The organism is Paracoccus versutus (genome assembly GCF_000763885.1).
Lineage (GTDB): Bacteria > Pseudomonadota > Alphaproteobacteria > Rhodobacterales > Rhodobacteraceae > Paracoccus > Paracoccus versutus.
The window spans coordinates 168808-192408 of record NZ_JRKO01000001.1; the positions used below are offsets into that span (position 1 = coordinate 168808).

Consider the following 23601-nt stretch of genomic DNA (forward strand, 5'->3'; position numbering starts at 1 on the left):
CCTGCCCAAGGTTGCCACGCCGATCCTCGCAAATCCTTGCACGATCCTCTCATGCGCGCCGATTCCGGGCTGCGAACCACGCGCATAGATCCTAGATTGCGAGCCATGGAAAACGATCATCTTGCCCCGCTCAAAGACCTGATCACACGCTAGTGGCAAGCGCATGGCCGGGAAACCCCGATCGAGGGGCTGCTGCTGACCTCGGTCACCGCCCCGACCGGGCCGATCCATGCCGTCTACCGCCCGTCGCTTTGCGTTGTCGCGCAGGGCGCCAAGACCAGCATGCTCGGCGAGCGCGCCTATCGCTATGACGCCGGAAAATGCCTGATCGCGTCGATGGAGGTGCCGATCCGGGCCGAGATCACCCGCGCCGCGCCGGAGCGGCCCTACCTGGCCTTCAGCCTGACGCTGGACCCCGCGACGATCTCCGATCTGCTGCTGGAACTGGATGGCACCGACGACGCCCCCGCCGGTGCGGCGCTGGCGGTCCATGCCTTTGGGCCGGAGCTTGCCCATCCGCTCTGCCGGTTGCTGGCCCTGTGCGACCGGCCGCGCGACATCGCGATCCTCGCGCCGCTAGTCCGGCGGGAGATCACCTGGCTTCTGCTGAGCGGACCGATGGGGCCGGCGCTGCGCCAGATCGGCCTGGCGGGCAGCCGCATGGCGCGGATCGGCCGGGCCATCGCCTGCATCCGCGAGGGCTTCGCGGATCAGCTGAACATACGCCAGCTTGCCGAGGTCGCCGGGATGAGTCCCGCGACCTTCCACCGCCACTTCAAGGCGGTCACGGCGATGACGCCGGTGCAGTACCAGAAGCAGCTTCGCCTGCAGGAAGCGCGCCGCCTGCTGCTCTCCGACGATGCCGATGTCGCCCGGATCGGCTACGCCATCGGCTATGAGAGCCCGTCGCAGTTCAGCCGGGAATATCGCCGCCTGTTCGGATCGCCGCCGGGGCGGGATGGGCAGGAGATCCGCAGGAGCCTCACCCCGCAGGTCGAAGGCTGAGGGGGCGGCAACATGGGCGGAGAGCGGACTTTCGGCCGTGCGGCGTCGTATCCGTGCCAAACGGCTTAAGCCGACATTTAGGGACACGACCACAGTAGGCGGACGTGACCAGCTGGTCAGGCAGGTTTGAACCTACGAACGTCAAATTCTGAGCCAGAATTCAAATTGAAGGCATTATTCTATTTTTTTTCACTTCGCCTTTGAGTCCTTCATTTCCCGCACAGTCCACTCCCGCAATCGCTGTCATTCGGTGCCCTTCGCATAGGCGCGGCCTGCAAGACCAGACATTCACTGGTTGAGGTGGTGTTGAGGTGGGGAACATCGATGTACTCGTGAATGCTCACAGTCTACTCCTTTGATGCAGCCTTTTCTCGCATATCCTGAATCATCCTCGCCTTCTTCAACCTCGAGAAGTCGGTCTTTCCCGCCAAACGACGATCTTTCGCTATCTCTTCGATGATGCCCTCGATGAAGTCCCTCTGCTCTCTTCTTCGTCCAGAGGCTAAATACTTTCCTCGAAGGGACCGTAGAGAACACGTTAGGATTTCGATGTCTTCCGCGGCCATCAAGCTCGCCACATATGCCCTCTTGTTCGGCGCATCCGGCATCTCAAGCAGTGCATCGCGGGCAAACAATTTCCCCATAGGCGTGAAGTCTGGCATCGCCTTCCGGATCGCTGCACCAAGCTGAGGGTTACGCAGAGCACCCGCCAGCAACTTCGACACAGTCATAGGAGCGTTGTACTTGAAATCCCTCTTTGCCCTTTCGGGGTCGACTAACACACCATAGTTGATAAAGCGCACGCCGCCCGCAATCACAACCGGATAGTGCGATATCGCTTCCCGGCATGAGCACATAAAGCCCACCCAAAGTTCAGCCACATCGAATAACTTACCAAGGTGGCGTAGCTTTGCGGGCGCCTCGATGTGGAGTGCATTCTTAAGGAGCAGTGCATAGAGTCTCATCCCCACCAATAGGCGAGCCTCAGCTTCGCGCACTGTGTGCCGTTGAGCTATGCCGCGTCGACGCGAGATCTGGGCAAGCTCCGCGTCATCTATTCTGTCTGCTGCCTCAGGAGACGGGGAAACTCCACCAAGCTGGTCTGTTGCTTCATCCAGTGCGCTTTGATTTATTGCTGCGTCTGACTCAGCACAAGTCTTCGCCCATTCCTGTGTTAGGTCTATTCCCTCCCGGAAATAGTCTTCGAGTAGCATCGTCTCTACTTCGCTTAGCAGCGAATAGATTTGATCGAGAACATCCCCAACGCCAGTACCCTCCAGCTCTCCATAGACCATCACTTCCCGATAGTGCCTGAAGAGGCCATCGCTGTGAATCAGCTCAGCCGCGAATTTTCCATCGGCCTTCATTTGTCGAGCAACAAAGAATGAGAAAAGGTGATCACCTCTAAATGTGATCTTACCACCGTCGAGCGTCAGAATCCCTTTTTCAGTAAACTCATCAAGGAGCCCGCTGGGTAACTCCAACAAATAGCCACTCTCGTACTTCTGACATATCTCTAGCCATTCGGCTTCTGCGACTCCAACCACCCCACGCTCCAGGAAGTCTCGCGCAACGAAACTCAGGAAGTTAATTTTATCACTGGAGTTGAACGTACCTTCCCGCACGTCTTCAAGGTCAAACCGACCCAACAGGCACTCCACATAGCGCTCTATGAGTCGCGCTTTATTAATGGGCTTAAATTCAGGATCCTGCGTTAGCGTATCAATCACTACCGCAACACTACTTGCAAAGATCGGTTCGTCCATTTGCCGGAAAGAATCAACAACGTGATTGGCAAGGACGTCTCTGGACTCGACACTTAGATCCGGCAAACGCAAGGATACCATGGATCGGATGTCCGAAACTTCGAGCTGGGCCAACTCGTAGACTTCGTCGTTCGCCGGGGAAAGCTGAATGTCACTGTCGCTGGCCGGCGGCACGCCCCTTCGTTCGGTCTTCAAGAAATATAGGAATCGAATATTGGGGAAGTGCCGTTCAGCCGTTTCCCTGAACAAGTTGAATTGCGCTGCATCTCCCAGGCAAAGGCCATCTACCACCATTACTACAGCGCCACTTGCGGCCAGTTGATCAACTTCAGGATGGCTGTAGCGGACAAGTGAAGTTCGATGAATCTCCCTAAGGATAGATGCTTTATTTATTCTTTCCTTCTGCGCATCAAAGTACGCAGGTATCCGCTGATGCTTTGCGAATGTCTCGGACAGGTGCTTGAACGATAGGAAGGCAGCGGTTGTTGAGCCTGCGTCCATTGGCGCGACAAAGTACTGACTTCGAATAGATTGCTCTATTACATTTGTAATTTGGCGCGATGGGCCATACCAAGTTCCCTCATCACCAAAGGACACCGCCTTCGCCTTTGGCACCACAAAAGAACCAAGCTGTTTTGACTTGGCCCTAACATTGTTTCTATACCAGTCGGAATAATCATAGGGCGCAGCGTTTATGTACTTTTGCAGCAGGCCAGAGCACGAAGGGGTTGATCTGAAGAAATCAGCATCTTCTGGTCGCGGATGCAGAACTCCTCCAGACGCGAAATCTTCTCCAACAACAAACTCCCGACGAGGCTTGGAATATGACCGGTATTCGATCTGAAAGCGCTTGCTCCTCACATTTGCACGTATGATCGCGTATCCGTTGTTTCCCTTCGACCAATCAGCACGAAGTGGAGGTACTTGGTGAAACAGGGTGTTTGACTCCCCCTTTACGAGACCAGCGGCATCACTCGCATGTACGTGACCGTAAAGAACAAGATCAAATCTCTTCACGAGTAGATCGCTTACAGCACTGCGGGTGGTCTCATCGAGCCAGTCAATTGGATGGTGGAGAAGAGCTACTCGCAACGTATCGTCAGGTAAGCTCTTGGAAAGCACATCCAAGACAGCTGGCTCCACTCTTAGATTTCCTCTGTCACTGGCGTCATCCTTTCTTTTGCAACACAACCAGGCTGAATTTAGTCCAACAAATGAAACTGGGCCCTTGGTTACAGCGTATCCCCAGTAGTTGCTTTGGTCATATGGGCCCAACAAATCTTCGAGAGAACGGTAGTGCTTGAGTGCATCAGAGTCTGGCTCAGGATGATCAGAACGTACCGCTCTGCCATTGAACAAGTACGAGCTCGCACGGTCTTCTATTACTCGATTGGCAAATTCCTCGCTCGTTATTGACCTTTGTACATCATGATTTCCCGGAACGATGAGGACTTCATGGCCTTGGCTTACGAGAGGTCCTATTAGCTCATCGAAGAGAAGATCATAATTGTTCTCGTCACCGGCTTGAATGAGATCCCCTGTAAATGCAGCAAAGACTGGTCCAGAAGAATGCAGACGCGATATGTCATCTCTTAAGCGTTCTAATCTGAAGCGGTTTTCGACATCGTTTTTCAGATGCAGATCACTAAGGTGAACAATCGTAACGTCCATTGGAGCTCCACGATGAGTGACAGCCCAAACCAGCGGCCACGCCTCTAGGGAACTTGCACGATTCCGTTGGCGTCAACAAGTAGTTGACGGTGCAGACTGAGTACGACCCTGCCAGTCCCGCTTCCCCATCGCTTGATCGGGTTTGCGAAACGTGCCGATTTGCGGCGAGCGTGTGGTCCTGCTCTGACCCCCGATAACTACGCCATCTGATGCTGGAGTCCGGCTCAAGAAGAGGACCGGACCATGAAGAGATCGAAGTTCACCGAAGAGCAGATCATCGGCATCCAGTTCGCATCGCTGCCATTACCGCTAGGCTTTTGCTGCGGTGCCCGTCGACTGGCAGCTTAGAAGAACGCACGTGTGAGCACCCGCACCAGGTGACCGGCCGCAATGGGCCGGCCGACAGGCAATCTGCCGACCGGCTTCCAGACTACAGGTCTATACCCTCTGACAGCGTCAGCGCATCGTCAAGATCGACGCCGAGGTATCGAACTGTGCTGTCCATCTTGGTGTGGCCCAGCAGAAGCTGAACCGCCCGCAGGTTGCCCGTCCTCTTGTAGATCTGTGCCACCTTCGTCCGACGCATCGAATGCGTGCCATAGGCGCTCGGCTCAAGCCCTATCGACGTGACCCATTCGCGCAAGATGCGCGCATACTGTCGCGTCGACAGGTGGGCACTGTGGTGGAGACGGCTGGGCCAGAGATACTCCAGCCCAAGCATCTCCGGATCGGCGATCCAGCGTTCAAGCGACTGGCGTGTCGTTTCGGTGATCTCGAAGCGAACCGGCTTGCCCGTCTTGCTCTGGGTGACCGAGGCGCGCTCCTTCACCCTCCCCGCTACGAAGACGTCCCGGACCTTCAGGCAGACCAAGTCGCAGCCTCGAAGCTTGCTGTCGACGGCCATGTTGAACAACGCCAGGTCGCGTCGGTTGTCCGACATCTCCAGGCGGACTCGGATCGACCAGACATGTTTCGGCAGCAGGGGGCGCTTCTGGCCGATGATGCGCCCCTTGTTCCAGGCAGGACGTTCAGGCCGAGGCACAGGAAGATAGTTGCTGGACATGGTGTTACCTCCTGCCCTCCAGCCCAGCCCTGACTTCGGATGATCCGACAGATTCAATGGTATCATGAGATGTCCGAGTCGCTCCGTGCAGCCTCGCGGGCGGGGAGCGGTCGTTCGCTATGGACCGCGACGACGACCGTTTCGAGGGCGAAAACGGCTTCTCGTTTGTAGACGCGAATGACTGGAAGCAGTCCAGACCTTACCCAGACTTCCGGTAGATCGGGAAGAAATTGGGCATTTGCTTCGGTTGTGGAGAACGGCTACTTTTGGAGTCCCAAAGCGGGCTACCAAATAAAGGTAAGTATTCGACGCCAAGGCTAAACTTCCATCCTTAACGTGCCTAGGATAATACTTCGAACATGTTAGACGTCTCGTTATGAATACCGGTCTTACCAAAATCGGCCGTTTGATCTCCGGTAAGCTCACCAAGATAGCGGAAGCTCTGCGCCTACGATCAGCTTCGCCGGTGGAGCCAACGAAATTCGTTGATCTCGCCCCAACCGATGAGGCTGACCAAGGAGGGGTGTATTCGGCTGCATTGAAGTTTGCGACCGACAGTACGGACGTATCGAACATCGCGCTCACAGGGCCTTATGGATCTGGCAAAAGCAGTATCATCCGATCGTTCCTGAAGTCCTATCCCCGCCAAGCCCTGCACATCTCTCTCGCCGCTTTCTTACCGGAAGCCGGTGATGAACGACGCCGTGTGACCAAACAGGAGATTGAGCGGAGTATCCTCCAGCAACTGCTCTATGGTGCAGATGCAGACAAACTGCCACTCTCGCGCTTCAAGCGCATTCAATCGCCGGGATTCTGGTCGATCTTCCGATCACTCTACATTGTTACCGGGCTTCTTGCTCTCTGGCACGTGTTCCATAAGCGTGCTGTGATTTTTGATGGATCATATTTCAAACCCTTCGATCTCACAAACTGGCTCGATATCTCCGTTGCCGCGTTCGCGCTAATCTTTCTTTGGTCTGCAATCCATCACTTCTACGTCGCCAGCTTCGGCGTGTCGCTCAAAAGCATTTCTTTGAAGGACATCGAAATACGGCCGTCTTCGGAAGATCAGGATTCAATCCTCAACCGTCATCTGGACGAGATCGTCTACTTCTTTCAGTCGACGCGTTACGACCTCGTCATAGTGGAGGATCTCGATCGCTTCGAGGATTCCGACATCTTCGTCACCCTTCGCGAGATTAACAGTCTCGTGAACGGTAATGTGGGCGTGAGACGCCGGGTTAGATTCCTTTACGCGCTGCGCGACGACATGTTCGTCAACACCGACCGGACCAAGTTCTTCGAATTCATCATACCTGTCGTTCCGATTATCAACAGCTCAAATTCGATTGACATGGTGCTCGCGCAGGGCAAGCGGCTGGAGCTGGACGGAAGGCTCAATCAGCAGTTCTTGCGTGAAGTGTCTCGCTACCTAAGCGATCTTCGGCTGATCTATAACATCTTCAACGAGTACGCGATCTACGTCGCAAATCTGGAGACCGATGGAGAGAACGTTCTCGACGCTACGAAGCTTCTCGCCGTGCTGATCTATAAGAATGTCTATCCGAGAGATTTCGAACGGCTGCACCGCGGCGAAGGGCATCTCGCCGAAATTTTGGGTCGTAAAGACGAGCTCATCGCCAAGCGTGAACAGAGCTATCGATCTGAGATCGCTGAACACGAACGCTCTATCGAAACGGCCGAACAGGAGATCGCAAAGAATCTGCGTGAGCTCAGAAGAATCTATGCGATGGCTCTTTTCGAGACACTGCCTGCCAATACTACTGGCGTTGGCAGAACTGCACAGGAGCACATTGCGCTCAATACTTTATCTGAGCGCGAAGATATCGAACAGTTCATCACGGCTCCAACCCTTTACTGCCATATTCCCAATGCTGGTCGTCGCCAGCACAATAACGCGGCCTTCCAAAAAAGTGTTGCCTTCGAATTAAGTTATGCCGAACGGGTGCGAAGTATCGAACACAAGGCGGACGCATATAGGAAGGCTGCGCATCGGAGGATCGCGCATCTGAGAAGCGAGGTCAAAGCGGTCCGGACAAGCAAGTTCAACGTTCTGCTTAGGTCTAGCACGCAAGAAGTCGAAAGCCTTTTCGAGAATCTCGGCGACGGGGGTCAACTTGCCCGATTCTTGCTCTTGGAAGGGCATCTTGATGATAGTTACTACCAGTATACCTCCTTGTTCCACTCCGGACGGCTTTCACCTAGCGACAACAAGTTCCTGATACAGATCAGGGCTTTCCATACACCTGACCCCCTTTTCCCGATTGATAACCCAAGTGAAGTCATCGCAGGAATGAGGGAGGACGATTTCGGCCTGGATTATGCGTTGAACGTCAGGCTCGTCGACGCGCTCCTGGAGAGAAAGGAGCATGAGGAGCGGCTTGAGAAGGTCTTCGCATACCTCTCGAACGAATTTCCGAACCAGCAGGAATTCTTCGAAGCCTATTACGCGACGGGATCGCACGTTTCCGAGTTTTTGATGCAGCTTGTCGATGCTTGGCGCGGTTTCGTACCCGCGACCATTGAGGGCATCTCCGCCACCTTGCATATCGCGCGCCTCATCGAACATCTTCCGCCGGCTATGCTGGCCCGCGAGCGCGAGGAGCACCCCGAGCTTTGTGAGTTCGTGGCCGACAACCTCAGGGACATTCTCGATCTCTTGGAAGGCGGGGATCCGGTTAAGCTCGAAGAGTTGCGGATTGAGGCGAACGACCTTGCTGCGATAGCCGGATATCCGAACGTCGCTCGCAAACTGTACGAGCTCGGCCATTACAGCCTGAACAGCGCAAACTTCGATTACATCTTCGGATCTATCCTCGGAGAAGAAGTCGGACCGGCCTTGCGCAAGCGACACTACTCGAGGGTTCGAAACTCTGGAGCTGAACCTCTCCTCAATCGGGTGGACGACGATTTCGCAACGTATTTTGCGAACGTACTCTTGGGTTTGGACGATGACAATGAGGAGGATATCGACGCGATACTGGCTGTGATGTCCCACGATGAGCTCGATACCGAAGAGATAGAAACCTTCGTCCTACGCCAAACGAAGCTTTTGCCGTCACTCGAGGAAGTACCCGAGCGGTATCGGGCCGTTGTGGTCCGCGGAGCCCAGATCGCGCCGACTTGGTCTAATTGTCTCGCTTTCATTCGCGCAGAGACTTTCGAGAGCAGCGCTCTGACCACCTTCCTTGATGATGATGAGGTCCGCGCAACTCTGCTGGAAACGCAGCTTCCGGATGCTAAGGAAGCGTTACCTCTCCTGCAGTTCCTGATCAATGCAGAGGATCTCGGGGATGAGGCATATCGGGCATATGTCCAGGCACTACCTACCAAATTCAAGAAGTTTCCCGGATCTATAAGCCCCCGCAAGCGCCGGATACTCATCGATGAGCGGCGCGTCACGTTCGATGCCCAGAATTTGGCTGCACTCGACGGCGAGGTCGATCTTCAAACGCTATTCGTCGCCCGGAACATCGCCTCTTATCTTCGCGACCCCAGCTCTTTCTCGATCGACGATGACTTCCGCGAGCGATTACTTACCGCCGATATCACGAGCGACGAGAAGCTTGCTATCATCAGTTTGATGGACTTGAGCAGTCTTCCCAGCCTTCCCGAGCGTGCCAGCATTGTCGGGCCGATCCTCCTGCGGACAAATGGCGCGATACCTTCCCTCGCGCCTGATATCGTCAAAGCAGTTATCGTGAACGCTAAGCCAGTAGGCACGCAGGTCCAGCTGCTTAATCTCCTCCATGAAACGCTCGATAAGAGCGAGGTTCGTGAGGTCTTGGGACAGCTTCCTGACCCATACTCTAAAATCCAAACCGGATATGCACGTCCGTTGCTCAGGAGGACGAATGAAAACAGCGAACTGGTCAGGTGGCTGGAGGCGCGCGATATCATCTCATCGGTGGGGACGCCGCTCTGGTCGAGCGATATCATAGTGTATCTGTATCGGTCATAAGGGCTAAGCGACTCCTTTATCCGCGTAGTAGAGCATCACGCCATGGTCCTTACGGCGCAGCCCGTCGAACGACGGCTTTGGTGAATGCGGCGTAGCAGCATTCTGACCAAGCGATCGTCCGCTCCGGGCCGATCATGTTGCTGTCAGCGATGCGCCAGATAGTCCGCTGAAACATAACCCGAGATACCAGGCCTGTCGGTGAGTGAGACCCTGCACCAGACGTTACCGTTGTTCATGACGCAGTTCTGGCGGGTGAGACGCGTTCCGTCGGGCAGACCGATAATGATGTTGTGGTTTAGGCCAGGGCCTTCGCGAAGCTTCAGGAGATCGTCTGGCCCGACGCCCTTGACCACTGCACCAGAACCGACCGCGCATCCGGCGGCGATCATGAGAGCGAGAAGAGCAGCAAAATGAGTTCGCATTGCCTGACCTGAATCGTTATGCCATCACTACGACACCATCACGCTGAATGACAGCAGGCAGGTGCGGGCGCGGATGAAAGGCTTGCAAAAGACCAGCCATCGAAGGCCCGTTCCGTCCCATGGAGCAGCACTTCTGGTCAGGATTTCGCCGCAGCGCCAGTCGAGCGGCAGCATTCGGAGGATGCGGCCACGCAGCATGGGGTGCGTCCGACGAGCGGTTCTGGGCCGCACCTTGCCTATCCGGGGGCAAATCGCCCGGCTCAGCCAAACCTGCCACTTGCTGTCCCGCAGCGAGTTGCTCGAGAGTCCATTACTGCCGTTGGAATTGATCCGGCGCAAGTGATCAGCCCCGGATGTTCCGTTCACTATTCCCAGGTGTGGTCAACCGGCTGAACTCGCCAACGAGCTGCAAGGTGAGCGTCACGTTGCCCGTTATCATGCCGCCCGACCCTCCCCAAGTGATGCGAACCAGGGCAGGCACCACCATCAACTGACCGTGGGCGTCCTGCATCCGCCTTGGCATCGCGGTGGCCGGGTTTCTTCGGGGTTCGGGCAGCGGCCTCGCCATCCGCCGTCAGATCGCCCCGGCCATATGCAGTCCGAGGCCAGCCAGCGCCGCACCACCAAGCACCAGGCCGATGCCGAGCTTCAGACGGAACACCGCGAGGATGGCCAGCGCTGAAAGGGCCATCGCCCAGCCATCCAGTGTTTCCAGCACCGGAACGCTGGTCGAGACCGGGCCCCAGTTGAAAGGCTCGACCTCGCGCCAGACCACATGGATCGCGAACCATATCGCGAGATTGAGGATCACCCCCACGACCGCCGCCGTGACCGAAGCCAGCGCCGCCGCGAGCGCCCGGTTTTCCCGCAACCCTTCCATGAACGGCGCCCCGAGCAGAATCCATGCGAAGCAGGGCGCGAAGGTCACCCATGTCGTCAGGATGCCCCCGAGCGTTGCCGCCAGCAGCGGCATGGCCCATCCGGCCTCGCGCATTGCACCCATGAAGCCGACGAATTGCAGCACCTTGATCAGCGGCCCCGGCATGGTTTCGGCCATGCCGAGACCGTCGAGCATCTCACCCGGCTGCAGCCAGCCATAGCTGCCGACCGCCTCCTGCGCGACCCAGGCCAGCACGGCATAGGCCCCGCCGAAGGACAGCACCGCGAGTTTCGAGAAATAGAGCGCGATGTCGGTAAAGACGCTGCCCGGTACCAGGGCGACCAGCAGCAGCACCGGCAACAGCCAGAGCGCGACCGCCGCCCATCCCGCGCGAAAGGCGTTTCTGCGCGCCGAGGGCGGAAGATCAAGCTCTTCGCCAAGGATCGTGTCGGCGTCGCTGACATGTGCGCCACCTGTCGAGCCATGTCCGCCGCCGCCCCGGAAGGCAGCAATCCCGGCCTTTGTCCCCATCCAGCCGATGGTTGCCGCCAGCGCCACGATCACCGGGAAGGGTGCATCGAACAGGAAGATGGCCAGGAAGGACGCGGCGGCCAGGCCGAGCATGACCTTGTTCTTCAGGGCACGTTTGCCGATGCGGAACACCGCTTGCAGAACGATCGCCAGCACGGCGGCCTTCAGCCCGAAGAACAGCGCGGTCACAACCGGCACGTCGCCATAGACCGCGTAGGCCCAGCTCAGCACCATCATGGCGATGAAGCCCGGCAGGACGAACAGCATCCCCGCGATCAGCGCGCCGCGCACGCCGTGCATCAGCCAGCCGATATAGGTCGCCATCTGCTGCGCCTCGGGTCCAGGCAGCAACATGCAGAAGTTCAGGGTATGGAGGAATCGCGCATCTCCGAGCCACTTCCGCTCCTCGACCAGTATCCGGTGCATCACCGCGATCTGGCCGGCCGGCCCGCCGAAACTCAGCGCGGCGATCCTGGCCCAGACCCCGGTGGCCTGGCCCAGCGTTGGAAATCCATCACGCCGTTTCATGTCGCGCTCCGGCCCGTACCCCTGGCGTTGGTGGGCCAGTTGTGGATCTCGTCCGTGGCATCGCGCGCCCAACGGTAGAAAGCGTCATAGAGCTGCAATCCGGCATCGAGTTGCTCCAGATCGTCGGAATACATCCGCGACAGGCCCAGGGACGCCGCAAGCAGGCCCGCCGCTTCGGGGGCGAGGTCCAGGCGGGCGGTATCTGCGCCGCGCACGATCAAAGCCAGCCGGTCGAGCGCCGGGATGCTCAACCGGGTTTCCTTCAGCAGCGCGTCGAAGGTGCAGTCCTCGCCGCGATGGCTCCAGAACACGCCTTCGACATCGAAGGGCATGGCGCCGAACCGCTCGGCCACTGCGGGGACCTCGGCCGGGGCGACGAACAGAAACACCGCCCGTGGATCGATGAAGCGCCGGATCAGCCAGGGGCAGGCGATGCGATCGATCTTGGGCCGCGCCCGTGTCACCCACAGGCTGCGGCCCTGCGGATCATGGCCGGTGATCCTTGTGGTCGTGACGAGTGGCAGGCCGGCGGCGAGCCATGCCGCCATCCCTCCCTCCAGATATTCGGCTGCGACCCCTTCATGGCGCAGCCAGGCGGCGACGCCCTGACTGCGCCCGTGTCCCTCGGCGCAAAGGACCACCACCGGACGGTCCAGGCTGCGGGCCAGTTCCGAAAGCGCCGCAGGGGCGATTTCATTCTCAGCCAGCCATCGGGCAGAGGGGATGAGACGGGGTTCGGCGTCTCTCGCATCCGTCCGGCGCAGGTCGAGGACGACGGGGCATCGTGCGGTGCCGATCAGCTTGGCGAGCTTGTCGCAGGTTATGGCGTCAGGCGCAGGCATCTGCGTTCCCTCCATTGAGTGAGTCGTCGGAATGGAACGCGAACTTCGGCTGGCGCCTCGTGGGGCGTCGCAAGACCCCATGCCGGAAAATTCCGACGACGACGATGGAATGTCAAGACGGTTACCCGGTTCAGACCCGGTTCGGTCGCCCTTTACGGCGCGATCCGGGTGCGTCTCGTGATCGCTCCCCACCCGATATCGGGCCTCTCCAGCTTCATGTCGCAGCCTTGAGGTGCACGCGTTCCTCGAGCTTTGCGGCCGTCTCCTTGCGCTCGCTGTAGCGGTCGGTCAGGAAGGCCGACAGATCGCGGGTCAGCAGGGTGAACTTTACCAGTTCCTCCATCACGTCGACGATGCGGTCGTAATAGCTCGACGGCCGCATGCGGCCGGCCTCGTCGAATTCCTGATACGCCCTCGCGACCGAGGACTGGTTGGGGATCGTCAGCATCCGCATCCAGCGGCCCAGCACCCGCATCTGGTTCACCGCGTTGAAGCTTTGCGAGCCGCCCGAGACCTGCATCACCGCCAGCGTGCGGCCCTGCGTTGGCCGGATCGCCCCCATCGACAGCGGGATCCAGTCGATCTGCGCCTTCATCACCCCGGTCATTGCGCCGTGGCGTTCCGGACTGGTCCAGACCTGGCCCTCGGACCACAGGCACAGCTCGCGCAGCTCCTGCACCTTGGGATGCGACGGGTCGGCATCCTCGGGCAGCGGCAGGCCGTTGGCGTGGAACACCCGCGTCTCGCAGCCGAAATGGCGCAGCAGGCGCTCGGCCTCCAGCGTGGCGAAGCGGCTGTAGGAGCGTTCGCGCAGCGAGCCGTAGAGCAGCAGGATGCGCGGCGGATGCGTCGCGCGGGGAATGTCCGGGATCGCGGGCGCGCGCAGGCAGTCGGGCGACAGGTTCGGCAGGTCGGGGATCATGCGCGGGCCTCTTGCGGGGTTGCTGCGGGGAACCAGCGGCGGCCCAGCCACAGGGCGGCGTTGACCAGAAGGATCAGCACCGGCACCTCGACCAGCGGGCCGATGACCGCGGCGAAGGCCACGGGCGAGGCCAGCCCATAGGCGGCGATGGCGACGGCGATGGCCAGCTCGAAATTGTTGCCCGCCGCCGTGAAGGCGATGGCGGTGCTGCGCGGATAGTCACGCGCGATCAGGCGGCCCATGGCGAAGCTGACGACGAACTGGATGGCGAAATACAGCACCAGCGGCAAGGCAATCCTGATGGTGTCGAGCGGCAGGCGCACGACATCGCCGCCCTTCAGGCTGAACATGGCGACGATGGTGAAGAGCAGCGCGGCCAGCGTGATCGGGCTGATCTTCGGCAGGAAGACGTCCCGATACCACTCCTCTCCCCTGCGCCGGATCAGCACATGCCGGGTCAGGAAGCCGGCGGCGAAGGGAATGCCGAGATAGATCAGAACCGCCTCGGTCACCGTCCGGAAACCCACCTTGATCACGCTGCCCTCCAGCCCGAACAAGGGCGGCAGCACGGTCAGGAACAGCCAGGCATAGGTCGAGAAGAACAGGATCTGGAAGATCGAGTTGAAGGCCACCAGCCCGGCGACATATTGCCCGTCGCCGCGCGCCAGCTGGTTCCAGACCAGCACCATGGCGATGCAGCGCGCCAGGCCGATCAGGATCAGCCCGGTCATGTATTCCGGCTGGTCGCGCAGGAAGATCACCGCTAAGGCGAACATCAGCACCGGCCCGATCAGCCAGTTCTGCACCAGCGACAGCACCAGCACCCGCCTGTCGGCAAAGACCCGGGGCAAGTCTTCGTAGCGGACCTTGGCCAGCGGCGGATACATCATCAGGATCAGCCCGATGGCGATGGGGATATTGGTCGAGCCGACCGCCATGGCGTTCAGCGCATCCGGCAGGCCGGAGAACAGCGTGCCCAGCAGGATGCCGAGCGCCATGGCCGCGAAGATCCACAAGGTCAGGTAGCGGTCGAGAAAGGAAAGCCGGCGGGCCGGGCTGTCGGGGGTCATCATCTGTTCCTTTCAGGCCGGGCGAATGCGGTTGCCCTGGGCATCGACGACCTGCTCACCGTCTTCCTTGCTGAAGGCGGCGCGCTGCGGCGGCAGCAGGTCCAGCACCTGTTCCGAGGGCCGGCAAAGCCGCACGCCCCTGGGGCTGACCACGATGGGGCGGTTGATCAGCACCGGATGCGCCAGCATCGCCTCGATCAGCGCGGCGTCGGTCAGCGCCGGGTCGTCCAGGCCAAGCTCGGCATAGGGCGTGCCTTTCTGGCGCAGCAGATCGCGCGGCGCGATGCCCATGCGGGCGATCAGCCTCACCAGCATCGCGCGCGAGGGCGGCGTCTTGAGGTATTCCACCACATGCGGCTCGATCCCGGCATTGCGGATCAGCGCCAGCACATTGCGCGAGGTGCCGCAGTCGGGGTTGTGATAGATCACGACGTCCATGCCGGCCCCCGCCCCGGCCGCGCCTTCGGAGCGTCCGATCTCGTGCAGCCTGGAGACGAGGCTGGCGCGATCGAGGGTGCCGATCGGCAGGGCGGCAAAGGTTTGGATGCGCGCCTTCATGTAGCGCAGCGTCTCGATGAAGGCCATGTCGCGCTGCAACTCGCTGCCGGTCGCGGCTGCCGGGTCTGGAAGGCCCCAATGCGCCGTCATCGGCTGGCCCGGCCAATAGGGACAGGCCTCGCCCGCCGCGTCGTCGCAAACGGTGAAGACGAAATCCATCACCGGCGCATCGGGCGCGGCGAATTCGTCCCAGCTTTTCGAGCGCAGCCCTTCGGTCGGGTAATGGTAGTTCTGCAGGATCTTCAGGGTCCGCGGATGCACCTCTCCCTTCGGCTGGCTGCCGGCCGAGAAGGCGCGGAACCGCTCGCCGCCCTCCTTGCGCAGCACGCTTTCGGCGATGATCGAGCGGGCGGAGTTGCCGGTGCAGAGAAACAGCACGTTGAAGACACGAGGCGAGGCGTCAGCCATGCAGGGCATCCTTGCTGGGTTCACAGGAACAGGACAGCGCGGCCGCGACCGGCGCGCAGATATCCGGGTGGCCGTCGCAGCAATCGCGCATCAGGAATGCGATCAGCCCGGCCAATGTCGCAAAGACGGCGCTGTAGATGATGAAGCGCCCCTCGCGCCGGGACCGGATCAGCCCGGCATGTTCGAGGTGGGTCAGGTGAAATGACAGCCGCGAGGTGCTGGCGCCCCCCAGGGCCTCGCCGATCGCCCCGGCCGCCATGCCCTCCGGCCCGGCCTTGACCAGCAGCCGGACGATGCGCAGCCGGGTTTCCTGCGACAGGGCCGCGAAGCCGGCAAGGGCGCGTTGCTCTTCCATCGAATCAACCTCTCAAGATTTGTTGATATATAACACCTCGGGATGGATCAACGCAAGTTGAAATAACGGGGGTGATATCCTGCGCCGCTGCGAACGGCTGCAACCGTCGTGGTGATGAGATGCAGAGGCGCAGTTGCAGCCCTTGCTTGGACCTGGCTTGCCCGCTTCCGGAGGAGGGGCATCGTAAAACGGCCGTCCGGATGCGGCAGTGCCGCATTGCAGCTCGGTTCGGATGCCCCCGCCTCATCTAGCCGAGGCGGGATGATGCCGGCGAAATGAGGTCAGCGCATCAGGAGGACGGACACCTTGCAGGATCGGATCATGGCGGTCGTGGTGGAGCCGATGATCAGGCTGCGGATGCGCGAATGGCCGTAGGCCCCATGAAGGCGATCAGCACCGCGATGGAGAAGCTGGCGTAAAGCCCGACCTTCGGGTCGACGCCGGCGATGATGGAAAAGGCGATGGCCTCGGGGATCAGCGCCAGCGCCACGACCAGCCCGGCCAGCAGGTCGCCGCGGATATTGCCGAACCATTGGGTCCGGTAGGCATCAAGTGAAATCATGTCATCCGTTCCTGACCGATCAGGGCCCGGAATGGGGCCGCATGTCGAGTTTTCGATCTTGGGGTGTAGGTTCGGGTTGTCCGGCGGATCGGCGGCCGGAAGAGCCAGCCGGGAGTTGCACCCGGCTCCATGCGTTTCGGTTGGCTGTTATGCGCGAACATCGCGCATCTGCAACCCGGAACAACAAAACCGGAGCGGACGCCAGCGATCCCGCCGGCATTTCGGCCCTGCCTCCGCCGTGCTGCTATGGCGAAGACGCTTTCCCCACGCCCCGCCTGGGCGGTCGTCGCGGAAAATGCCGATCGGCAACGGAGCAGGCTGGAATGTTCGGTTTGGCAGGGACGTGATTTCTGCCCGCCCGTCCGCAGCCTATGCTGCACCGCGGAATGCATGGCTGGTTTGCCGGTATCACGGCTACTTCCCGTCAGCTGCCCAGCCTATATCCGTCTTGTCCGAAACATGCCCGCCGGATGGGCAAGGTGAAAAAGGTGCCGAGATGTCCGCTGTCGAGATGAGCCATAGCCGTGCTGCTGCCGGTGGCCTGGGTCAGGTTTTTGTTCGCGTAACCGCGATGGTCGCCGCCTGGAACGACGCCCGCATCACCCGCCGCGAACTGCACCGGCTGACGGATCGGGAACTGACCGATATCGGCCTGACCCGCGGCGATATCGAGCGCGTCGTCCGCGGCCTCTGAGGCCATCCCATCGATGAACGGACCCCGCGGCGATGCCTCGGGGTTTTTTCATGCGCGGGTGATGGAAAACCGAGGTTCGGCATGCTCGGAATCCCGGTCATGCGATAAACGCTCGCCATCATGTCCAAGACCGCGTGAACGGTGGCAATGGATAGATGGCAGTCGCTCTGCGGTAGCACCCTGAGCTGATCGCCGCGCGCTGTCGCATTCGGAGATCCACCGGGATGTCATGGCGCAGACGGCGTCCGGCGCCGCATCGCACACCTGACGGCAAGGGCGTTTCCGGCTATGATCCGGCGATGGACCGGATGCCGGTGAAGTACCGCCCCATCGAGGCCGACGGCTTGACCGGTGCCGAAGACGGCATGGCACCCTAGGCCGTCAAGGACAGGAGGACAGCATGCTCGAGGCTCCACGCATCTACCCGACCTTCCGCTTCCGCAACGCGGCGGCGATGATCGACTGGCTGGAAAGGGCCTTCGGCTTCACCATCCATGCGAAATACATGGAGGACGGCAAGGTCGCCCATGCCGAACTGGCCTTCGGCTCGTCGATGATCATGTGCGGCGACGACAAGGACGACGCCTATGGCGAGATGGTGGGCCCGCCCTCGGGGCAGGGCGGCAAGTCGCTCTATATCGCCGTGGACGATGTCGACGCGATGTTTGCCCGCGCCAAGGCCGCCGGTGCGGCGATCGAGGAAGGGCCGACCGACCGCGACTATGGCAGCCGCGAATTCATCTGCCGCGACCCCGAGGGCAACCTGTGGTGCTTCGGCACCTGGTGGCCGAAGGTGACCGACAAGGGCTGAGCATCATGGCCCCGCGGATATCGAACCGCATCGCGTGTTTCGTCGATGCCCTCCCGCTGGCACCGGGCCAGAGGGTGCTGGAGATCGGCTGCGGTCCGGGCGTGGCGGCCCGCGAGGTTTCCCGCCGCATCGGGAGCGGCTTCGTCCTGGCCATCGACCGCTCGGCCAAGGCGATCGAAAGCGCGGTGGCCGGATCGCGGGCCGAAATCGCCACCGGCCGCCTGCGGTTCTTGCGAGTGGCGATCGAGGATTTCGCATTGCCGCCGGGTGAAGAGCCCTTCGACATCGCCTTTGCGATGCGTGTCGGGGCGCTGGACGGTCGTCACCCGGATATCGAACAACGCGCCCTTGAACGATTGCGGGCGGCATTGAAACCGACGGGGCGGCTGTTCATCGACACGGGGCACCCGCTTAGAGAGATCAGGCTGCAAAGACGGTGAGCCGCGAATTGTATGCTCCCATAATGGGATGAGATTTGCCGTTTGACCGCTGTTGGATTAAACCGGCGCCATAACAACAGGGAACGCTTATGACCGATATCGACCTGAATGCCTTGTCGCTGGCCGAATTGAAGCAGCTGGAAAAGAACGTGGCCAAGGCCATCGCCTCTTTCGAGGATCGCCGCAAGGCCGAGGCGCGGGCTGCGGCGGAAGCGGTGGCAAAAGAGCACGGTTTCTCGCTGGGCGAACTGGCGGAAATGACCCCGGCGCAAAAGCGCGCCACCGTGGCGCCGAAATACCGCCACCCGGAAAACCCGGAGATCACCTGGAGCGGCCGCGGCCGCAAGCCCGCCTGGATCGCCGAGGCTCTGGAGGCCGGGAAATCCCTCGAGGACTTCGCCATCTGACCGGGGAGGGCAGGGGGTGTTCCAGCCTCCGAATGCGGTGCGGCTGCATGTTTCACTGGCCGAGATCGAGCCGGAGATCTGGCGGCGGCTGGTGGTTCCCTGCGACTGGACGCTGGACCGGCTGCATCCGGTCCTGCAGGCGGCCTTCGGCTGGACCGACAGCCATCTGCACGAATTCCGCATCGGCGGGTTGCGCTACGGCGATCCGGTGCTGCTGGACGACGGCTTCGGCGGCCCCCGCGTTTTCGACTCTACCGAGGTGCGGCTGCAGGATTTCGTCGGGCGCGACGTCGGTTTCACCTATGCCTATGATTTCGGGGACGGTTGGCAGCACCTGATCCGGATCGAGGACTGGCTGGTGCTCGATCCGGCGCCACGCCACGCGCTCTGTCTGCAAGGCGCGCGGGCAAGGCCGCCCGAGGATGTCGGCGGGCCGTGGGGTTATGAGGATTTCCTCGGGATCATCCGCGATCCTATGCACGAAGAGCACCGCTCCACGCTGCGCTGGGCGGGTGGGCATTTCGATCCGAAATGGTTCGATCTCGACCTGATCAACAAGGATCTGCGCAATGCCTTTCGTACGAACGCGCGGCGGCGGTTGCATCAGCCGAGGCCGAAGGCGCCGAAAGGTTAGCCGCGCCTGTTTCGCTGCCTCAGCGCTTCGAGGATGATACGGAAGGCTGGCCGGTTCTGGCGTCGGCTGGGATGGCCGAGGGAACAGCCGTCGCACATCGGCCACCCGTCGCGGAGCACCTGCACCAGAGTGTCCCGCGCGGCAAGGCAGCCCGAGTCAGGCTTTTTGTGCCGAGACCAGCAGCATCATCGGCCGCTCCAGTTCCTCCGCCAGCGCGGGCATCTCGGCGATCTGCGCGGTTGTCGGCGCGAATTCCTCGACCCGGCGCAGCGCGAAGCCTGCGCCGATCAGCGTGTTGAGCGTGGTGGCCAGCGTCCGGTGATGCTTCAGCACGCCCCTGGCGAGCCAGTCGGTGCGTCGCTCGCCCTCGACGGAGTAGCCGTTGACCGGCCAGGTCTTGCGACCGTCCTCGTCCAAGGTCCAATGCGGATGCGCCGCCGCCATGAAGATCGGATGCTCGATGGTGAAGACCAGGTTGCCGTTCGGCGCCAGCGCGCGATGGATCATCCGCATCAGCCGGTCGAAATCCGCGACATAGTGGAAGGCCAGCGCGCTATAGACCAGATCGAACGCCGCTTCGGGCAGGTCCAGCACCTCCAGATCCGCGATGCGGTAGTCGATGGCCGGATCGGAAGTGCCCGCCCGCGCACGGGCGATCATGTTGCGCGACAGATCGAAGCCCGCGACCGAAGCCGCGCCCTGCTCGCGAAACCAGCGCGCGGCCCAGCCGAGGCCGCAGCCCAGGTCGGCCACGCGCTTCTCCGCCACATCGGGCAGCAGGGCGCGGATGGCGGGCCATTCGGGCGCGCCGTCCAGTCCATGCACCTGCCGGGGCAGCTGGCTGTAGCCGGCGAAGAAATCGGGATTGTCGTAGATGTTCTGTGCCATCGTCAGCGAAATACCGGAGCGCGAAGGCAGCGTCCATGCCATCCGCCTTCAACCATTCCCCGGCTTCACCGATCCTGCCGCTTATAGTATAGTCCCCCATGCCATATGAAGCCAGGGATTGCCGCCGCCATGTCCCACACCATCCGCGACAAGCAGAAGCTGATCGCCCGGGTCCGCCGCCTCAGGGGCCAGATCGAGGGGATCGAGCGCGCGCTGGAAGCCGAAAAACCCTGCGGCGAGATCCTGCGCCAGCTGGCCTCGGCCCGCGGCGCGATGAGCGGGCTGACGGCGGAGGTGATGGAGGACCATCTGCGCGAGCATGTGCTGCAGGCCGAGACCGATGCCGAGCGCCGGCAGGGCGGCGAGGAGCTGATCGGCGTCATCCGCACCTACATGAAATAGCCCTGGAGGGGGCCCATGTCCGCAATCGACATCTCCGCCCATACCCACGGGCACGACTTTCTCGGGCGGCACCACCGGCGCAACGAACGCCGGGTCTGGCTGGTCATCGCCCTGACGGCCGCGATGATGGTGGCCGAGATCGCCGCCGGCACGCTCTACGGCTCGATGGCGCTGGTGGCCGATGGCTGGCACATGTCCACCCATGCCGGGGCGATGCTGATCACGGCGCTGGCCTATGTCTATGCCCGCCGCCATGTCGGCGATGCCCGCTTCAGCTTCGGCACCGGCAAACTGGGCGATCTCGGCGGCTTCGCCAGCGCGGTCGTGCTGGCCCTGATCGCGCTGCTGATCGGCTGGGAGAGCCTGCTGCGGCTGGCGAATCCGGTCGAGATCCGTTTCGGGCAGGCCATCGGTGTCGCGGTGGTCGGGCTGGTGGTGAACCTCGCCTGCGCCTGGCTGCTGAGGGATGACCATGATCACCATCATCACGGGCATGGGCATCATCACCACGATCATGACCATCACTACCACGCCCGCGACAACAACCTGCGCGCCGCCTATCTGCATGTCCTGGCGGATGCGCTGACCTCGATCCTGGCGATCGTGGCGCTGCTGGCCGGGCGCGGCTATGGCTGGACCTGGGCCGATCCGGCCATGGGCGTCGTCGGTGCGCTGGTGATCGCGCGCTGGTCCTGGGGGCTGATCCGCGATTCCGTTGCCGTGCTGCTGGATCGGGTGCCGGAAGACGAGGACCTGCCGCAGGAAATCCGCGCGGCGATCGAGACCGGGACCGACCGGATCGCCGATCTGCATGTTTGGCAGGTCGGGCCGGGCCATCACGCTGCCATCGTCTCGCTGGTGTCGAGCGATCCGCATTCGCCCTCGCATTACAAGTCGCGCCTAGCGCGAATCCACGCACTTTCCCACATCACCGTCGAGGTCGAGCGGGTGAGTGCCGCTTCCTGAAAGAAGACCATGGCGGGTTGGCTAGGCCGCAACCCGTTGCGGCCATTCACCGGCCTGTGCCAAGCTGGCCCATGCTCCAACCCTTGCCCCGACAGACCCATGACCCAGATCGCACCGCAACCCCGGATCAAGCTGTCGAAGCTGCGCGATATCGGCTGGTCGCGCTGGGATCCCATCGGCTTGCTGGACCCGGAAGACCCGGCGGGCAGGTGGGACGACAAGGCCAACCTGTCCTTCGCGGACGAATACGACAGCTATCTGATCTCGGCGGCCTCGCAATTGCGCCGGGGGACGCCCCGTGACGAGGTCGTCGCGTTTCTGGTCGGGATCGAAACCTAACATATGGCGGTGGGCGACAGCCCGAGCGCTGGCCCGAGGGCGGAAGTGGTCGTCGAGGCGATCCTTGCGGACGAGACCATTTGGACATGGCCCGACGCGCAGGGGCGGTTCAGGGTATGATACACCTGAAGCATGAGGAGGAGTTGCCGATGTCCGTGTCGATCAGGTGCCTGGGCCGATCCGACGTTTCCGTCCTGCGGCAGATGAACGCCCTGTTCGGGGATGCCTTCAACGATCCCGACACTTACTTGGGAGAGCCGCCGGACGACGCCTATCTGAGCGGCCTTCTGGCCGGGGATCATCTCATCGCGCTGGCGGCCATGGACGGCGCCGTCGTCGTCGGCGGCCTGATCGCCTACGAGCTCGAGAAATTCGAGCGGGCGCGTTCGGAAATCTACATCTACGATCTTGCTGTCGCCGAGACCCACCGGCGGCAGGGCATAGCCACCGCGCTCATCGGTGCCTTGCAACGGATCGCGGCCGAACGGGGCGCCTGGGTGGTTTACGTTCAGGCCGATTACGGGGATGAACCGGCCATTGCCCTCTATACCGGGCTTGGAAAGCGCGAGGACGTCCTGCATTTCGACATTCCGGTCGATGCGGGATAGTTGACGGACCTCATGAGCGCGTGGGCTGGCGGCTTGTCGCCGGCCATTGGCCATTTCCGGCATCTATCCGCATCATCTGTCCGGTCTTCCCCCGTTCGCTTGACCCGTCGCCGTGTCATGGGAATGCTGTCCTTCGCAGTAACGGCGTAGTGCATCCTGGTCGCAGGCGGAGCGTATCACCATCTGGCAGCCTGACGTGAACGATCCCCGATCCCCTTGGTCTGGAGGCTTCCATGACGCTGATCCTGCTTGCCATCATGTTCACCGCCGTCGCCTGCGTCATCGCCTGGTATCTCGCCACTTGGGCGCTGCCGGTGATGGTCGCGGTCGAAACCTTCCGATTCATCCACGCCACCGAGGCAGGGTTCCTGCTCTCGGCGCTTGCGGCAGCTGCCATGGCGCTGCTGTCGGTGGGGCTGGTGCTTCTGGTGCTGTTCAAGGCGAAGAACCCGATCCTCTGCCTGCTGGCGCGGGCTGTCTTCGTGATTCCGGCGATGATCGCCGGCTATGCCGTCGTGCATGGCGTCACCCATGAGGCCATCGACTCCATGATCGCGCTGAAACTGCTCTGCGGCACCGCCGGGCTGATCACTGGCATCGCCGCGCTGATGAACCTGAATGGGTTCGGGGAACTGGCGCCGCAGGTTTGAACGGAGGGAAGGCCATTCCCTTCTGCCGCACCCTGTCCATGTCGCATTGAGCCAATGTGATCCGCGCGCCGGGCGCGGATCGCGGCTGCCCAGCAGCCGTGCCGGGGCTCGACCGGGCCGTGCCCGGCTCACCCCCGGCCCGAAGGTTTTCGTATTGCGTGGATTTGTCCGCCACGCATCCGCCTGTCTGGCCGTCA

The 23601-nt window shown here is 61.3% G+C and carries 21 protein-coding genes, 3 pseudogenes and 1 other annotated feature; of the genes and pseudogenes, 12 read left to right on the top strand and 12 right to left on the bottom strand.

Going from position 1 to position 23601, the window contains the following annotated elements:
* Positions 1-105: 105 nt before the first annotated feature.
* Positions 106-1005 (top strand): annotated as a pseudogene (locus tag IT40_RS00800) (AraC family transcriptional regulator).
* 347 nt (positions 1006-1352) lie between these two features.
* On the opposite strand, the gene IT40_RS27195 reads toward IT40_RS00800, so the two are convergent.
* Positions 1353-4442 carry a metallophosphoesterase gene (locus IT40_RS27195; protein WP_084196763.1) on the bottom strand — a complete coding sequence of 1030 codons (3090 nt, stop codon included), beginning with the start codon at positions 4440-4442 and terminating at the stop codon, positions 1353-1355.
* A 430-nt stretch (positions 4443-4872) separates the two neighbouring features.
* Positions 4873-5505, bottom strand: coding sequence for a tyrosine-type recombinase/integrase (locus tag IT40_RS00810; protein ID WP_036749214.1), 633 nt, complete (start codon positions 5503-5505; stop codon positions 4873-4875).
* Between the two features lie 376 nt (positions 5506-5881).
* Here IT40_RS00810 and IT40_RS00815 point away from each other — a divergent pair, with 376 nt between their 5' ends.
* Positions 5882-9487, top strand: a complete 3606-nt coding sequence (locus IT40_RS00815; RefSeq protein ID WP_036749216.1) for a YobI family P-loop NTPase — start codon at positions 5882-5884, stop codon at positions 9485-9487.
* 143 nt (positions 9488-9630) lie between these two features.
* Here IT40_RS00815 and IT40_RS27200 read toward each other — a convergent pair whose 3' ends face one another.
* The 9 genes and pseudogenes from IT40_RS27200 to IT40_RS00855 form a co-directional block, all read right to left on the bottom strand.
* On the bottom strand, positions 9631-9909 hold the full coding sequence (locus IT40_RS27200) for an SH3 domain-containing protein (RefSeq protein WP_084196764.1): 279 nt from the start codon (positions 9907-9909) through the stop codon (positions 9631-9633).
* A 574-nt stretch (positions 9910-10483) separates the two neighbouring features.
* The gene (gene chrA / locus IT40_RS00820) at positions 10484-11848 is read right to left on the bottom strand and encodes a chromate efflux transporter (RefSeq protein WP_036749219.1); all 1365 of its coding nucleotides are present in this window, start codon (positions 11846-11848) and stop codon (positions 10484-10486) included.
* Entirely contained in the window at positions 11845-12690 is an 846-nt protein-coding gene (locus IT40_RS00825; RefSeq protein WP_036749342.1) for a chromate resistance protein ChrB domain-containing protein, read from the bottom strand. The genes chrA and IT40_RS00825 overlap by 4 nt, the downstream gene beginning before the upstream one ends.
* A gap of 214 nt (positions 12691-12904) precedes the next feature.
* Positions 12905-13612, bottom strand: coding sequence for an arsenical resistance protein ArsH (arsH, locus tag IT40_RS00830; RefSeq protein WP_036749222.1), 708 nt, complete (start codon positions 13610-13612; stop codon positions 12905-12907).
* Positions 13609-14682: an ACR3 family arsenite efflux transporter gene (gene arsB, locus IT40_RS00835; protein ID WP_036749345.1), complete on the bottom strand. Its 1074-nt coding sequence runs from the start codon at positions 14680-14682 to the stop codon at positions 13609-13611. Before arsB ends, arsH begins: the two co-directional genes overlap by 4 nt.
* A gap of 12 nt (positions 14683-14694) precedes the next feature.
* Positions 14695-15648 (bottom strand): arsenate reductase (glutaredoxin), encoded by a 954-nt coding sequence (gene arsC / locus IT40_RS30715; protein ID WP_084196765.1) that lies wholly within the window; start codon positions 15646-15648, stop codon positions 14695-14697.
* Positions 15641-16003, bottom strand: a complete 363-nt coding sequence (locus IT40_RS00850) for an ArsR/SmtB family transcription factor (protein WP_036749225.1) — start codon at positions 16001-16003, stop codon at positions 15641-15643. Before IT40_RS00850 ends, arsC begins: the two co-directional genes overlap by 8 nt.
* A 281-nt stretch (positions 16004-16284) precedes the next feature.
* Positions 16285-16383: pseudogene (locus IT40_RS29850) on the bottom strand (universal stress protein); the annotation flags it as partial.
* A pseudogene (locus tag IT40_RS00855) lies at positions 16353-16565 on the bottom strand (SulP family inorganic anion transporter); the annotation flags it as partial. The pseudogenes IT40_RS29850 and IT40_RS00855, both read right to left, overlap by 31 nt.
* A 74-nt stretch (positions 16566-16639) precedes the next feature.
* Positions 16640-16697, bottom strand: a sequence feature (sul1 is cis-regulatory element that is thought to sense ions involved in sulfur or methionine metabolism; They are found in Alphaproteobacteria).
* A gap of 364 nt (positions 16698-17061) precedes the next feature.
* Between IT40_RS00855 and IT40_RS00860 the strand changes: the two are divergent.
* The 5 genes from IT40_RS00860 (at position 17062) to IT40_RS00880 (ending at position 19551) form a co-directional block, all read left to right on the top strand.
* Positions 17062-17259, top strand: a complete 198-nt coding sequence (locus tag IT40_RS00860; protein WP_036749231.1) for a DUF1127 domain-containing protein — start codon at positions 17062-17064, stop codon at positions 17257-17259.
* Between the two features lie 400 nt (positions 17260-17659).
* Positions 17660-18070 carry a VOC family protein gene (locus tag IT40_RS00865; RefSeq protein ID WP_036749234.1) on the top strand — a complete coding sequence of 137 codons (411 nt, stop codon included), beginning with the start codon at positions 17660-17662 and terminating at the stop codon, positions 18068-18070.
* Complete coding sequence (locus tag IT40_RS00870; RefSeq protein WP_244273980.1) at positions 18043-18510, top strand: class I SAM-dependent methyltransferase; 468 nt, start codon at positions 18043-18045, stop codon at positions 18508-18510. Before IT40_RS00865 ends, IT40_RS00870 begins: the two co-directional genes overlap by 28 nt.
* 89 nt (positions 18511-18599) lie before the next feature.
* A complete protein-coding gene (locus IT40_RS00875; RefSeq protein ID WP_036749239.1) occupies positions 18600-18917 on the top strand; it encodes an H-NS histone family protein in 318 nt (105 codons plus the stop codon).
* A 16-nt stretch (positions 18918-18933) separates the two neighbouring features.
* Positions 18934-19551: a plasmid pRiA4b ORF-3 family protein gene (locus tag IT40_RS00880; RefSeq protein ID WP_036749242.1), complete on the top strand. Its 618-nt coding sequence runs from the start codon at positions 18934-18936 to the stop codon at positions 19549-19551.
* A 156-nt stretch (positions 19552-19707) separates the two neighbouring features.
* Here IT40_RS00880 and IT40_RS00885 read toward each other — a convergent pair whose 3' ends face one another.
* Positions 19708-20481: a class I SAM-dependent methyltransferase gene (locus IT40_RS00885; RefSeq protein ID WP_243700138.1), complete on the bottom strand. Its 774-nt coding sequence runs from the start codon at positions 20479-20481 to the stop codon at positions 19708-19710.
* Positions 20482-20568: 87 nt separating this feature from the next.
* Here IT40_RS00885 and IT40_RS00890 point away from each other — a divergent pair, with 87 nt between their 5' ends.
* The 5 genes from IT40_RS00890 (at position 20569) to IT40_RS00910 (ending at position 23404) form a co-directional block, all read left to right on the top strand.
* Positions 20569-20841 (top strand): metal/formaldehyde-sensitive transcriptional repressor, encoded by a 273-nt coding sequence (locus tag IT40_RS00890; RefSeq protein WP_036749248.1) that lies wholly within the window; start codon positions 20569-20571, stop codon positions 20839-20841.
* A gap of 15 nt (positions 20842-20856) precedes the next feature.
* Positions 20857-21807, top strand: coding sequence for a CDF family Co(II)/Ni(II) efflux transporter DmeF (gene dmeF / locus IT40_RS00895; RefSeq protein ID WP_036749251.1), 951 nt, complete (start codon positions 20857-20859; stop codon positions 21805-21807).
* A gap of 99 nt (positions 21808-21906) precedes the next feature.
* Positions 21907-22146, top strand: a complete 240-nt coding sequence (locus tag IT40_RS00900; RefSeq protein WP_243700137.1) for a hypothetical protein — start codon at positions 21907-21909, stop codon at positions 22144-22146.
* Positions 22147-22295: 149 nt separating this feature from the next.
* Positions 22296-22754, top strand: coding sequence for an aminoglycoside N-acetyltransferase AAC(3)-Ih (gene aac(3)-Ih, locus IT40_RS00905; RefSeq protein ID WP_036749354.1), 459 nt, complete (start codon positions 22296-22298; stop codon positions 22752-22754).
* A 233-nt stretch (positions 22755-22987) separates the two neighbouring features.
* Positions 22988-23404, top strand: a complete 417-nt coding sequence (locus IT40_RS00910) for a hypothetical protein (RefSeq protein WP_036749254.1) — start codon at positions 22988-22990, stop codon at positions 23402-23404.
* Positions 23405-23601 lie beyond the last annotated feature (197 nt).